The 14,075-nt window shown below is 58.3% G+C and carries 13 protein-coding genes; 12 read left to right on the top strand and 1 reads right to left on the bottom strand.

Going from position 1 to position 14,075, the window contains the following annotated elements; translation table 11 throughout:
- Positions 1 to 75 precede the first annotated feature (75 nt).
- From Q0Y02_RS10285 to Q0Y02_RS10240, 10 genes are all read left to right on the top strand, one after another.
- A complete protein-coding gene (locus Q0Y02_RS10285) occupies positions 76 to 690 on the top strand; it encodes an acyltransferase (protein WP_297767643.1) in 615 nt (204 codons plus the stop codon).
- 131 nt (positions 691 to 821) lie between these two features.
- Positions 822 to 1,094 (top strand): YiaA/YiaB family inner membrane protein, encoded by a 273-nt coding sequence (locus Q0Y02_RS10280; RefSeq protein WP_035245713.1) that lies wholly within the window; start codon positions 822 to 824, stop codon positions 1,092 to 1,094.
- An 80-nt stretch (positions 1,095 to 1,174) separates the two neighbouring features.
- Positions 1,175 to 1,873, top strand: a complete 699-nt coding sequence (locus Q0Y02_RS10275; protein ID WP_297767639.1) for a PspA/IM30 family protein — start codon at positions 1,175 to 1,177, stop codon at positions 1,871 to 1,873.
- An 81-nt stretch (positions 1,874 to 1,954) separates the two neighbouring features.
- Entirely contained in the window at positions 1,955 to 2,551 is a 597-nt protein-coding gene (locus tag Q0Y02_RS10270) for a TetR/AcrR family transcriptional regulator (RefSeq protein ID WP_297767636.1), read from the top strand.
- 130 nt (positions 2,552 to 2,681) lie between these two features.
- A complete protein-coding gene (locus tag Q0Y02_RS10265) occupies positions 2,682 to 4,553 on the top strand; it encodes an MFS transporter (RefSeq protein ID WP_297767634.1) in 1,872 nt (623 codons plus the stop codon).
- Positions 4,554 to 4,710: 157 nt separating this feature from the next.
- Entirely contained in the window at positions 4,711 to 5,370 is a 660-nt protein-coding gene (locus Q0Y02_RS10260; RefSeq protein ID WP_297767632.1) for a hypothetical protein, read from the top strand.
- 66 nt (positions 5,371 to 5,436) lie between these two features.
- Positions 5,437 to 6,630, top strand: a complete 1,194-nt coding sequence (locus tag Q0Y02_RS10255; protein WP_289622860.1) for a DUF445 domain-containing protein — start codon at positions 5,437 to 5,439, stop codon at positions 6,628 to 6,630.
- A gap of 207 nt (positions 6,631 to 6,837) precedes the next feature.
- A complete protein-coding gene (locus Q0Y02_RS10250) occupies positions 6,838 to 8,190 on the top strand; it encodes an SPFH domain-containing protein (RefSeq protein ID WP_052042499.1) in 1,353 nt (450 codons plus the stop codon).
- A gap of 130 nt (positions 8,191 to 8,320) precedes the next feature.
- A complete protein-coding gene (arfB, locus tag Q0Y02_RS10245) occupies positions 8,321 to 8,737 on the top strand; it encodes an alternative ribosome rescue aminoacyl-tRNA hydrolase ArfB (protein ID WP_035245718.1) in 417 nt (138 codons plus the stop codon).
- A 178-nt stretch (positions 8,738 to 8,915) separates the two neighbouring features.
- Entirely contained in the window at positions 8,916 to 9,869 is a 954-nt protein-coding gene (locus Q0Y02_RS10240; RefSeq protein ID WP_297767625.1) for an NAD(P)-dependent alcohol dehydrogenase, read from the top strand.
- Positions 9,870 to 9,971: 102 nt separating this feature from the next.
- Here Q0Y02_RS10240 and Q0Y02_RS10235 read toward each other — a convergent pair whose 3' ends face one another.
- Positions 9,972 to 12,161, bottom strand: a complete 2,190-nt coding sequence (locus Q0Y02_RS10235; protein WP_297767622.1) for an OsmC domain/YcaO domain-containing protein — start codon at positions 12,159 to 12,161, stop codon at positions 9,972 to 9,974.
- A 195-nt stretch (positions 12,162 to 12,356) separates the two neighbouring features.
- On the opposite strand from Q0Y02_RS10235, the gene Q0Y02_RS10230 reads away from it, so the two are divergent.
- Together Q0Y02_RS10230 and Q0Y02_RS10225 are read left to right on the top strand one after the other, a co-directional pair.
- A complete protein-coding gene (locus tag Q0Y02_RS10230; RefSeq protein WP_297767600.1) occupies positions 12,357 to 12,821 on the top strand; it encodes a bacteriohemerythrin in 465 nt (154 codons plus the stop codon).
- Positions 12,822 to 12,947: 126 nt separating this feature from the next.
- Positions 12,948 to 14,045: a histone deacetylase gene (locus Q0Y02_RS10225; protein ID WP_297767598.1), complete on the top strand. Its 1,098-nt coding sequence runs from the start codon at positions 12,948 to 12,950 to the stop codon at positions 14,043 to 14,045.
- Positions 14,046 to 14,075: the final 30 nt, after the last annotated feature.

Genomic DNA, 14,075 nt, shown 5'->3' with positions numbered 1-14,075 from the left:
GGCACGGCTTGCGGGTTTAGCTAGTGCTCTTCTCGCGCCTTGAAACTTTGAACTTTCAACTTGTAACTGAACCCCATGACTCACCCGGACTACCGCGAACAACATAAAAAACGCCTGGCCTACATGCCCTGGCTGTACGGTCGCCTGAAAGCGAAGCACCGTGCCTGGGCAGAGCCCTGGCAGCGGGATATCCAGCAAAGCCTGATGGCGCTGGAAACCGTTCGTTTCGGGCAGGACTGTTTTGTGGCGCCCCAGGCGGTACTGTTGGCTGAGCCTGTTCGCGACATTATCGTGGCTGATGGCTGCCAGATCGCTGCAGATTGCGTCATTCATGGCCCGATCCGCCTGGGCGAACGGGTCAGCCTCAACCATCATGTGACCCTGGATGGCGGTGCCGCGGGCATCCAGATCGGCGACGACAGCCGCATTGCCGCTTACTGCACCCTCTATGCGTTTAACCACGGACTGGACGCGAACCGACTGGTCCGCGAGCAGCCGGTGACCTCGAAGGGGATCCGCATCGGTCGGGATGTGTGGATCGGGGCCAGGGCCGGCATCGTCGATGGGGTCACCATTGGCGATCATGCGGTGGTCGGCATGGGGGCCGTGGTCACCCGGGACGTGGAACCCTGGACCATTGTCGCCGGCAACCCGGCTCGCCCGGTAGGCCGCCGCCCGGGTGGTACCTGATTTATCGCGCTTCCCCCTATTGAACACCCCGCCACATAATCGGTAACACCCTCTTTGTTGAACGATGTTTAGCAATGTTGTTTATTAAACATCGTTAAACAAACAACAACACAAACCGAGAGGGAAACCCCATGGACGAGAGCGCGATTCAACGTCATTCCGGCGGCTGGTTGTTCTACGTGAAAGCGGCCTTCGGCATCAGCCTGGGCCTGATGATTCTGGGTATCGTCTGGTTGCCCACGGACCTGTGGATCAAGGGCTACCTGGTGATGGGCATCATGTTCGTGGTGGGCTCCACCATCACCCTGGCCAAGACCCTGCGCGACGACCACGAAGCCCGGCGACTGATCAACCGCATCAGTGAGGCGAAGACCGAGCGCCTGCTCAAGGAATACACGGAGTGAAGAACGCCTGACGCCGGCCTGGGACAACCCCCAAGGTTTTGTCAGGCCCCTGGATAACGACCAAACTCTGGAGAATCATCATGGCGACCGCCTGGAACAAACTGAAAACCCTGATGCGCGGCCAGGCCCGTGTCAGCATGGAACAGATCGTCAATGCCAACGACATGCTGTTGCTCGATCAGCAGCTCTATGAAACGGAACAGTCCCTGCGTGATGCCCGCCGACAGCTGGCGCGGTTGATGGCTGAGCAAAAACTTAACCGCCGCCGCAGCGACGAGTTGCTTGGTCAGATAGGCTACTACGAAGATGGTGCCCGCCAGGCTCTGGCCGCCAGCGAGGAAGCGCTGGCTCTGGATATCGGTAAACGGCTGGCGGACCTGGAACAGCAGCAGGCGCGCCTGGAACAACAGGGCATTGCCCTCAACCAGCAGGAAGCGGAATACCAACGTTTCATCCAGCAAGCGGCAGACCAGTTGAAAACCCTGCGCCACGAACAGTCCCTGGCCAGAACCCAGGAAGCGCTGTTCGGGCAGAGTCAGAATCGGGATGCTCAGGGGCGCGGTCTTGCCGAACGGCTCAGCGACAGCAAGCAGACGCTGCAGCAAATCCAACAACGGCAGGAAGAATGCCGTCTGTTGTGGCACAGTGAGATTCACTGTGACTGGCAGACAGGCGATGGTCAGATCGACAGTCTGGACAGGCGCATGGCCGATGCCGGCATCGGTGACAGTCAGGCCGAGCGGGCGCGGGTGATTCTGGCCAGGTTGCAACCGTCCTGAATCAGATCATCTGTGGGATCGGTCGAGCGATCGCTCCCACAAGGTCCATGCGGAAAATGGCATCAGCAATAAGGAATACCGGTGGCACGTCGTAACCAACACAGCCGCGAGGAACTGCAGGCGCTGGCCGTTCATGCGGTGCGCGAACTGGTGGCGGAACAGGGGCTGGCGAAACTCAGTGTGCGCAAGGTGGCAGAGCGCATCCGTTATACCCCGGGTATGCTGTATCACGTTTTCGCCAATCTTGATGACCTGATTCTGCATGCCAACGCGGCCACGTTGGATGCCCTGCTGGCGGATATGGAAACCGGCAAAACCGTCTCCCCGCAGCAGGCCCTGCACCACATGGCCAGCGCTTACCTGGATCTTGCCCGGGAGCAGACAGCCCTGTGGCAGATGGTCTTCATGCATCGCATGCAGAAGGCGGCGCCGGTACCGGACTGGTATCTGCAGCGCACCGCCCGGTTGTTTGCCCAGGTGGAGCAACAAGTGGCCCGACTGGCCGACGGCCAATCCGGCCCGGCGATTCACCTGGCTGCGCGGACGCTGTGGAGCAGCGTCCACGGTATTGCCGTACTGGCGGCGGAAAACAAACTGGATGTGGCCGGGGATGTGGATGAACAGGCCATGCTGGATTCATTGCTGGAGCATTACCTGAATAGCTGGCCGGGAAAGTAACAAGCGACAATGCGAATCACAGCTACTGGTAATTGTTAACACAACAGCCGCGCCCGGATTTTCAGCGCGCAACGATCAGTCTTCAGGCGGCTTGCCGTTTCTCCTGAAATAAGAATGAAAAGGCGACAAAATGAAAAAAGGGTTGTTCTCTCTGCTGGCGTCACGCCGCTTCGGGCCTTTCTTCTTTACCCAGTTTCTCGGAGCGTTCAACGACAACGTGTTTCGCCAGGCACTGATACTGTTGATTGCCTCCGGGGCGGTCACCGCCGTCAGCGTCAACACCCTTAATAATGTCGCTCTGGCCCTGTTTATCCTGCCCTTCTTCCTGTTCTCCGCGCTAGCGGGTCAGGTGGCGGATAAATACGACAAGGCGTCGCTGGTCCGCAAGATCAAGTTCGTGGAAGTCTGCATCATGTCCGCCGCCGCGGTGGGCTTCTTTTTCGACGCGGTGTATTTCCTGCTTGGCGTCCTGTTTTGTATGGGCCTGCAGTCCACCTTCTTCGGGCCCATCAAATACTCCATCATTCCCCAGCAGCTGGATGACAAGGAACTGGTATCCGGTAATGCGCTGGTGGAAATGGGCACCTTCCTGGCCATTCTGCTGGGCTCCATTTCCGGGGTGTTGTTGAAGATGGATGGCGTGGGTGATGGTGTGGTGGCTATCACGGTGGTGGGGCTGGCCTTGCTTGGCTACCTGGCCGCACGTGGCATTCCCTCGGCACCGGCGGCGGACGATGGCCTGAAAATAAACTGGAACCTGTGGAAGGAAACCTGGCATATCGTTGGCTATGCCCGGGAGGTGAAATCTGTCTGGATGTGCGTGCTGGGGATCTCCTGGTTCTGGTTTCTCGGCGCCGCCTATACCACCCAGCTCAAGGTCTACGTGGACGACTACCTGCTGGGTACCGACGGTCTCTACGCCGTGCTGCTTGGCACCTTTTCCATCGGCATCGGGCTGGGCTCTTTTCTCTGTGAAAAGCTTTCCGGCAAGCGGGTAGAGCTGGGGCTGGTGCCGCTGGGTTCCATCGGCCTGAGCGTGTTCGGGGTGGATCTGTTCTTTTCCTATGCCGGGCTGCAAGGCAATGGCCAGGTAGATATCGCCGGCTTTCTGCAACAGGCCGGTGGCTACCGGGTACTGATGGACTTGCTTGGCATCGGTGTGTTTGGCGGCTTTTATATTGTGCCGCTGTTCGCCTTTATCCAGCACCGCAGCAATCCCAAGCACCTGTCGCGAATCATCGCCGCCAACAACATTCTCAATGCCCTGTTGATGGTGGGGTCGGCAGTGGCCGGCATCGTGCTGGTGGGTGTGCTGGAACTGACCGTGCCGCAGTTCTTCCTGGCGCTGGCGCTGGCCAATGTGCTGGTGGCCAGCTACATCTATACGGTGGTGCCGGAATTTCTCATTCGCCTGCTGGTGTGGATGCTGACCCACACCATGTACCGGGTGAAACACCATGGCATGGAGCATATTCCCGACGAAGGGCCCTGCATGCTGGTGTGCAACCATGTGAGCTATGTGGATGCCCTGCTTTTGGCCGGGGCCATCCGTCGTCCGGTGCGCTTTGTCATGTTCAAGCCCATCTATGACATGCCACTGCTCAACTATATTTTCCGTACCGGCAAGACCATCCCCATCGATTCCAAAATCCGCAATCCGGTGATTTATGAGCGTGCGTTCGTGCGCATCCGTGAGGAGCTGGAGGCAGGCGAAGTGGTGTGCATCTTCCCGGAAGGCAAGCTCACCGACGACGGCGAGGTGGCCGAATTTCGCGCCGGGATTGAAAAGATTGTCGCCGATTATCCAGTGCCGGTGATCCCCATGGCCCTGTCCGGTCTGTGGGGCAGTTTTTTCAGCCACAAGGGAGGCAAGGCCCTCACCCGGCTGCCGCGCCGCTTCTGGTCGCGGATCAAACTGGCGGTGGGGGACGCGGTGGCACCGGAACAGGTACGTGCGGATGACCTGCGCGAACGCGTCATGAGTTTACGCGAACGGCCGTGAATCCATGGCGTTGCGTAAAACATACGGACAGTAACTTGCACTAAAATGAAAACCGAGCACACTCAATAATAAAGCGGTCTTTGTTTATTTCCGGCGATATCGGGAAACATCGGTAAGCCAGCAAGACCCGAAACCACAATAAGAACAGGAAACAACCGTGTCTGATTCCCCACTCTCGCCCGCCGCCCTGCGGGCGCGAATACAGCATTTGTTGTATCAGTTACCACCGGTGCAGCGTGCCGATGAACGCCTCCATCAAGTGGAACAGGATGTCCTGCAGGGGCTGAAACATCGCCTGGAAGGGTTGGAACCGCCCGGCAGTCTGGGGGGCGCGGCCGACAGTTTTCAGCAGTTGCTGGAAGTGTCCATGGAACAGAGCCAGGAGCAGGCTCGCGCCATGCTGATCAGCCAGGTTCTGGCCGGCACCACGGCCGACGAAGCCCGCTTGCTGGCCGCCCTGTCCGATGGCAGTGGGTTTCCCATGTTGACGCTGTTCACCGGTGGTCGCCTGTCCCGCGGGGAAGTGTTGCACCGACATTCCAACATTGGGCGGGCTGCCGGTATCCAATGTACGGATTTCATCGCCTTTTACCTTAGCCGTCTGTTTGCCCGTGGCCTGGTGGTGGCATCCGGGTTCAGTGAGGAGCGGCGCACGGATTACGAACTGCTGGAAGGCGACAGTGATTATCGCAAGGCGGAAGCGGCGCTGAAGGCGCACTCCCCGAAATTGAAAGTACGCCGTGAAACTCTCCACATCAGCCCGGTGGGCAGCAAGGTGTGGGCGTTGTTGAGCGAAGCCGCAGTGAGTGAGGAGTAGCCTGTGATTACCGATCCCAATCTGATTCTGGCGGACCTTCAGGCCAACTGGCTGCTCTATCTGGCCATGCCGTTTGTGGCCGCTGCCATTGGTTATTACACCAAGGTGGTGGCCATCAAAATGATGTTCAAACCACTGAAGTTTGTGGGCTGGCGACCCTTTCTGGGCTGGCAGGGTATCGTACCGCGCAAGGCCGCCACCATGGCGAGCGTGGCCTGCGATCTGATGATGGAGCGCTTACTCAAACCTGAAGATGTGTTCGATAAGTTGGACCCCCAGCGGGTGGCTGCCGAGATTCGCGATCCGCTGATTCGCGCGGTGGAAGACATTACCCGCGAGGTCGCTGCCGAGTACCAGCCAGGGCTATGGGAGTCCGCCCCGGAATCCGTGAAGAACCTGCTGATCCAGCGTATCCAGAATGAAGCGCCGCACATGGTCGAGCAGATCATGACGGATATCAAAAGCAACATTACCCGGGTGTTCGATCTCAAGGATCTGGTCACCAGCGCGCTGGTGCGCGACAAGGAACTGCTTAACCGGGTGTTTCTGGAAGCCGGTCATGTGGAATTCAAGTTCATTCGTAACTCCGGCATCTATTTCGGTTTTGCCATCGGTATTGTGCAGGCCATCGTCTGGGCCTTTACCCATAACATCTGGGTGATTCCGTTGTTTGGTCTGTTCACCGGCTGGTTTACCGACTGGCTGGCGTTGAAGATGATCTTCAACCCGAAACAGCCGGTGCGTTATCTGGGGCTGTTCGAATGGCAGGGCCTGTTCCTGCGCCGCCGCAAACAGGTGGCAGCGCGTTATGGGGAACTGGTGGCCACGGAGATCGTTACTCCGGCGGCGGTGATCGGCGCCATCCTGACTGGCCCCATGTCCGACCGGTTGTTCGGCCTGGTCCAGAAACAGGTGCAGCGCACCATGGATGAACAGGCCGGCCTGGCCAAGCCGCTGGTGGTGTTCGCCGTGGGCAGCACCCGGTATCAGGAAATGAAGCGCTCCGTGTCCGAGAAGGTGATGCAGCACCTGCCGGAAACGCTCACCCACATGGAAGCCTATGCCGAAGAAGCCATGGACCTGAAGAACCTCATGGTAGAAAAAATGCAGGAGCTTACCGAAGAGGAATTCGAGGGATTACTCAGGCCGGCCTTCCAGCAGGATGAATGGATTCTGATTACCGTGGGGGCGTTACTCGGCTTCCTTGTTGGTGAGCTGCAGGTGCATGCGATGATTCACTTTGCGGTGCCGGTGGGGTGAATCGCGATTAACGAGGTACCAGTTGCGACAAGCCGGCACGTCAGGGTTTTCGCAACTGATCCCTCGCTCATCAGACTCTTGTTCCCCGCCCTGTCACGCTTTCCCCTTCTATCCGCAAGATCGCAAATGTAAGACATTGCCCACTATTCTTTCCCGGAATGCTCACTAAAATATTCCCCTTTCACATTGACTCTCTGGGGGAAAATCATGCTCAAGGACAAGCTCAAGGGTGTATTACCCTTGCCGGGATTGGTTGGCACGGTCATCGCTGTGCTGGTACTGGTGTTTGTGGCGAACAAATCCATCTTCTATGCCGAGCCTGGCTATGTATATCACGTGCGCACCATCACCGGTCAGGAACAGGTGGTGTCCGATGTGGGTTACCAGTTCTTTTTCTTCGGTCGCTGGAATTCCTGGAAGCGCGCGCTGACCGTTCAGGCGGTAAAGGGCGGCACGGAAGATCTTGCCTATGTGGAAGTAGAAAGTTCTGAAACGTCAGCCGCACTGCCACCCCAGAACATCATGTTCCTTGATCAGGTTGACGCTGATGCACAGGCTACCGTGCGTTTTACCATCCCCACCGACAAGGACAGCTTCCTGCAACTGGCTCATGAATACCGCAACCCGGAAAACTTGCTGCGTACGGCACTGATTCCGGCTTTCAAGGAAACCTTGCAGGCCAATGCGTCGTTGATGAGCGCTGAAGAGTATTACTCCGGTGGTCGTACCGAGTTCAACACCGAGTTCGAAAACCAGATGATCAATGGCATCTATATTGTTCGTCGCGAAGAGATCAGCGAAAAACGGGTCAACGAAGTCAAAGGCAGCGCCAATGTCGCCTTGGGCACCCAACAGAAAGATTACGGCGACGACTCCAAAGTGGTGTTTGTGGTGCGAAAGATGCTCGATGATACCGGTATTCCGCGGCGCAAATCCCAGAGGTTTATCGATTACGGGGTTTCAGTAGTGGAAGCCCGTATCACCCAGATGGACCCGAACCAGCGTTTTGTAGAGCGTATGCAACTCAAGCAGAAAGCCTCAGCCGACCGTGCTATTGCCCGCGAGCAACGGGTGCAGGAAGAAGAGCAGCGGTTGCTGGCCATCGCCCGGGGTGAGCGGGAAGTGGCGGAGCGTCAGGCCAAGGCCAAGGTGGACCAGATCCAGCGCACCACGGAAGCGGAGACCGAGAAACAGCTGGCCATTACCGAAGCGCAGAAAAAACAGGAACAGGCGGAAATCGACAAACAGACCGCCCAGGTCAACCTGGAAAAAGCGCGCATCGAAGCGGAAACCCGTCGTACCCTGGCCGATGCAGAAGCCTACCAGAAGAAAGCGGTGCTGCAGGCGGATAACGCCCTGGCGCAGAAGCTGGATGCGGAAATCGAAATCCAGAAAATCTGGGCTGAAGCCTTCGCCCAGCGCAAGGTGCCGCAGTATGTCTTTGGCGGTGGTGACGGTAATACGCCTACCGGCTCGGATTCCGAAACCAAGGCCTTCATGCAGTTGCTGACCCTGGATGCGGCCAAGCGGCTCAACTATGACCGTGATGTGAAGAATTAAAGCAAACGCCTGCAGCAGTATCGAATACGCTGCAGGCGTTCCTCATCGGCACTCGGGTTCACACCTTGAGACGCTGTTCATGCAGCGGCGTCACTTGCTCCTCTTTCCCCGAAGCCGCTACAGTACCCCCATGCTGCAAATCACTCCCAACCTGTCCCTGGCGGAACAGGAAATCGACCTTCAGGCAATCCGCGCCCAGGGCAGCGGCGGCCAGAATGTGAACAAGGTCGCCTCCGCAATTCATCTGCGCTTCGATATTCGCGCCTCCTCCCTGCCGGAACGCTACAAGGAACGCCTGCTAGCCCTCAGTGATCAGCGCATCACCAGCGATGGCGTGGTGGTGATAAAAGCACAGCAGTTTCGCACTCAGGAAATGAACAAGGAAAATGCCCTGGCCCGGTTGGCCCAGTTGATCAAGAGCGTGACGGTGGAACAGAAAAGCCGTAAGGCCACCCGCCCCACCCTGGGCAGCAAGCGACGGCGCATGGACAGCAAAACCAAACGCGGCAGAACCAAATCCCTGCGCGGCAAGGTGGATCCGGGCTGAAAGCTGCGTCGCGGCTCAGCCCATTCTCATACCTGAAGTAGTTACCGGCATTGCAGCGTATGCTTGGCTTGCCGTTGTATTGACACAAACCGCCGCTCCCTTGGCGCTATCTGACCGCTCCCTTCACGCCCTCCTTTGTTAAGCTTGAATTCGCTGATTTCACCACGGAGCCGTATCCATGAAAGCGATCACCACATCAGGCTGGGGCCTGTCTGCCGAATTGGTCCTGAACACCATCTCTGCGCCCACCCGCCTGGGAGCCAATGATGTGCTGGTGCAGGTTCATGGGGCATCCGTGAACCCCAAGGACTGGAAGTTGAACTACCATGCGGCCGTGGCGTTTACCCCCCTGCTGGTTAACAAGCTGCCGCCCTTCTTCGGTGACGATCTGGCCGGCGTGATTATCGACAAGGGCAGCAAGGTGCGGGACTTCGAGATCGGCGATGCGGTTTACGGCATGGATATGCGCCCGCGCACCGCGTCTCTGGCGGAACTGACGCGCATCGACCAGAAGCGCATTGCCAAAAAGCCGCCGTCGCTAACGTTCCAGCAGGCAGCCTCCATGCCGTTGGCGGCACAGACGGCGTTACAGGGACTGCGTAAGGGCAAGGCGGAAGCCGGCAAAAGCGTATTGATCATCGGCGCTTCCGGGGGGGTCGGTACCTTTGCCGTTCAGATTGCCAAGGCAATGGGCTTGCACGTTACCGGGGTCTGTAGTGGCCGCAATGCTGACTTCGCTCGCGAACTGGGTGCCGACGAGATCATCGATTACACCCAGGGTGACTACCGGAACACCGCTGGTTCCTTCGATCTGGTCTTCGACGTGACCTCCTACGAATCCCCGCGCACCTGTGATGCCCTGATCGCTGAAGATGGCTGGTTCATCTCCACCGGCGGTGACACCCGCTCCATGCTGATCACACCGTTCTACCGGGTGTTCGGAAAGCACTGCGGCACCGTGGTGGTGGAATCCTGGACACGGGATCTGGACACCCTCTCGGAGCTGGTGGAAAGCGGCAAACTGCGCCCCATCATCGACAGCGTTTTTCCTCTGGCGCAGAGCCAGAAAGCCTATGATCGCAGCCGCACGGGTCGCTGTCGGGGCAAGGTGGTGATCGAAGTAATAGCTTGAGGATGCATCTACCGTAGGAGCTATGCTTGCATGGCGAACCCTTCCGCAAGCTTGTTCGCCATGCAAGCATAGCTCCTACAGTAATAGGTATTGGGGGGCTGGTTACGCTAGCCCCGCCTTGGCCGCCCTCGCAGCGTGCAGTTTCTTGTAGCTTTCAATAAGACGCTGGTGCTTCTCCAGTCCTTCAAGCTGCATGTTGGTGGGGGTAAGGCCGTGGAAACGCACCGTGCCATTCACTGAGCCCACCACCGCTTCCATGGTCTCCTTACCAAACATACGCTGGAAGTTAACCAGATAATCATCCAGCTCCAGCTCGTCATCCAGAGTGATCTCCAGCACCGCGCGCAGGGCCTGGTAGAACAGCCCGCGCACTACCGTGTTGTCGTTGAACTGCAGGAACATATCCACCAGTTCCAGGGCTTCTTCATGGCGCTGTAGCGCCAGGTTGATCAGCAGCTTCAGCTCCAGCACGGTGAGCTGGCCCCACACGGTGTTCTCGTCGAACTCGATACCGATCAGGGTAATGATGTCGGTGTAATTGTCGATCTGGCTTTCTTCCAGGCGCTCAGTCAGCTGGCTGAGTTGGTCGTCGCTGAGGCGGTGCAGATTGAGAATGTCTTCCCGGTAATCCAGGGCCATATTGGTGTTGTCCCAGATCAGGTCTTCCACCGGGTAGACCTCGGAAAAGTCCGGCACCAGAATCCGGCAGGCCGATGCACCCAGTTGATCGTACACCGCCACATAGGCCTCTTTTTCCAGATCGTCGAGAATGGCAAACAGTCGCGCAGCCTCTTCGTCATTGGTTCCGGAAAAATCCCACTCGCAGAAATCTTCATCCGCCGTGGCGCTGAAGAAGCGCCAGCTCACCACCCCGGTGGAATCAATAAAGTGCTCCACGAAGTTGTTGGGTTCGGTGACTTCCTGGCTGTTGAAGGTGGGCGGCGGCACATCGTTGAGGCCCTCGAAACTGCGGCCCTGCAGCAGCTCGGTGAGGCTGCGCTCCAGTGCCACTTCAAAACTCGGGTGGGCGCCGAAGGAGGCAAACACCCCGCCAGTGCGCGGGTTCATCAGCGTCACGCACATCACCGGGAACTGGCCGCCCAGGGAGGCATCCTTCACCAGCACCGGGAAGCCCTGTTCTTCCAGGGCCTGGATACCTTCCACAATCGCCGGGTACTTGGCGAGCACGGCATCAGGAACATCAGGCAGGGTGATTTCTTCCTCGATGATGTGCTTCTTCACCGCCCGCTCGAAGATTTCCGACAGGCACTGCACCTGGGCTTCGGCCAGGGTGTTGCCCGCGCTCATGCCGTTACTGAGGAACAGGTTTTCGATCAGGTTGGAGGGGAAGTACACCGTCTCACCATCGGAGTGGCGCACAAAGGGCAGCGAGCAGATGCCACGGTCCACCCGACCGGAGTTGGTATCAATCAGGTTGGAGCCACCCAGCTCCCCCTCCGGGTTGTAGATACCCAGGCAGTAGTCGTCCAGGATCTCTGTCGGCAGCGCATCGTTGGCGCCGGGTTTGAACCACTTCTCGTCGGGATAGTGGACGAAGTCGCTGTTGGCGATCTCCTCGCCGAAGAACTGGTCGTTGTAGAAGAAGTTGCAGTTGAGCCGCTCGATAAACTCGCCCAGCGCCGAGCACAGCGCCGCTTCCTTGGTGGCGCCCTTGCCATTGGTAAAGCACATGGGCGAGGCCGCATCGCGGATATGCAGCGACCACACATGGGGCACGATATTGCGCCAAGAGGCGATCTCGATCTTCATGCCCAGTTCTTCGAGGATGGCGCTCATGTTGGCAATGGTCTGCTCCAGCGGCAGATCCTTGCCCTCGATAAAGGTGCGGTGCGCGTCATCCGGCGTCACCATCAGCAGCGCCTGGGCATCTTCGTCCAGGTTGTCCACTTCCTCGATCTGGAATTCCGGCCCGGTCTGGATCACCTTCTTCACCGTGCAGCGATCAATGGAGCGCAGAATGCCCTGCCGGTCCTTGTCGGAAATGTCTTCCGGCAGCTCCACCTGAATGCGGAAGATCTGGTTATAGCGGTTCTCCGGGTCGACGATGTTGTTCTGCGACAGGCGGATATTGTCCGTAGGGATATCCCGCGCCTTGCAGTACACCTTGACGAAATAGGCCGCGCACATGGCCGACGATGCCAGGAAATAGTCAAACGGGCTGGGCGCCGAACCATCACCCTTGTAGCGAATGGGCTGGTCGGTGATGACGGTGAAGTCGTCGAACTTGGCTTCCAGTCGAAGGTTATCGAGGAAGTTGACGTTGATTTCCATGGCGAGGCTACCGGAGTTAAGAAATGGTGAGCTAGGGGCGCCATTATCCAGCTTTTACCCCCTACCGTCTGTAGGGGCGCCCTTCCAGGGTTGGAATCCGGGCCTCCCCTACGGTGTTCAAACATTGATCTATGTCTACATCGCCTGATCTACCCCTTGCTAGCGTAACTATCCATCACAAACCGGAGACAGATCATGCGCATCGTATGGAGCCCCGACTACGAACTGGGAATATTGCTGATCGACCAGCAGCACCGTCGTATCGTCGACTACATCAATGATCTGGACCGGCTGGCCGGCCAGCCCGACGCCCAGATGGGCGTGGCCCGGGTCCTCTATGATCTGGTGGACTACACCGAATCCCATTTCAGCTTCGAGGAAGCACTCATGGAGCGGGCCGGTTATGAAGGCCTGGATGACCACCATCACCTGCATCGCAAGTTCACCTTCCACATCGAATCCCTGATGCGTCGCCATGAAGAAGGCGTCGACGTGGCAGAGCCGCTATTGCAGGTGCTGGAGAAGTGGCTGCTGCACCATATTCTTGAAGAGGATCGTGACTATACGGAACAGGTGCGGGACTTTATCGACAGTATTGGCCGTGAGCGATTGGGTGGCTGGGTGAATGATAATTTGCGCAGGCACTTCCGGGTGTCGTAGCTGACATGGCGGCTAGCGCGCTATTGGCGTGCTGATATCAGCGGCCATGGAGGCTGTGTTGTTGTGTTAAGCGGGGGGTTGCGCGGAGAATCAAGCGAGGACACACACCAAGTGAGGGAGTCACGAGTGGCAGCGTCGCGCAGCGTAACCGTGTTTTATGACGAGGTAATGCTCGGCCATGATCCGCAAGTGGATTTGCCCTTCCTCCCCAGCCGGGTGGAAAAGCGGGTGCGGAATATTCTCGGTGGGCTGAATTTCAAATGGAACTACCCGGAACACCCCGGCCGGCTCACCGCCATCATGGATCTGCTCAGGCAGGAGCCCATCCCCGGTGTACAGTTCCAGTCCGGCCCGCCCGCCACCTACGAACAACTGGGCCGTGTCCACACCACCACCTATCTGGATCACATCTTTTCCCTGGCAGGCAAACGCGCCTGGCTGGACAGCGATACCACCGCCGTTTCACCGGAGAGTATTGAAGCCGCCACCTCTGCGGCGGGCAATGCCATTGCCGCCGTGGAGAGCGTGGTGAAGGGCGACACGCAAAGCGCGTTCGCCCTGGTTAGGCCTCCCGGCCACCATGCGGAACCGGTGCGGGCGCGGGGGTTTTGCCTGTTCAATAACGTGGCCGTGGCTGCTGCCCATGCCCAGGCGAAACTGGGTTGCCAGCGTATCCTGATCGTTGACTGGGACGTGCACCACGGTAACGGCACCCAGGACATCTTCTGGGCCGACCCGGATGTGCTGTTTTTCGACACCCACTGCGCCGCGCCGTTTTACCCGGGGTCCGGTAATTTGAATGAGGTGGGTGCCGGCCTGGGTGAAGGCTATACGGTCAACGTTCCTCTGCCGGAATCTGCTGGCGACATCGCCATGGAAAAGGCCTTCCGCGATATTCTGATCCCCGCCGCTGACCGCTTTGAGCCCGACCTGGTGCTGGTCTCCGCCGGCACCGACCCCCACCACAACGACATGGCCTTCAATCTGAGCTACGACGGCTTCGCAGTACTCACCAGCATCGTCCAGGGCATTGCCGACAAACACTGCGATGGCCGCCTGGTACTGGTGCTGGAAGGCGGCTACAACCTGACCTCTCTTGCCCGGGGGGTGCATACCATGTTGACGGTGCTGGCCGGTGGCGATGTACCAGAACTGATGGAATGCGGATTACGAGAGGTGCTCGAAGCGGCGGAGTTTCATCGGGATGCGTTTGAGGAGGAGTAGGTGGTGTCTTCCATGCCCAAATAGAACCCG

Source organism: uncultured Alcanivorax sp. (genome assembly GCF_947258575.1).
GTDB lineage: Bacteria > Pseudomonadota > Gammaproteobacteria > Pseudomonadales > Alcanivoracaceae > Alcanivorax.
This window is presented reverse-complemented; position numbering and strand designations above follow the sequence as displayed.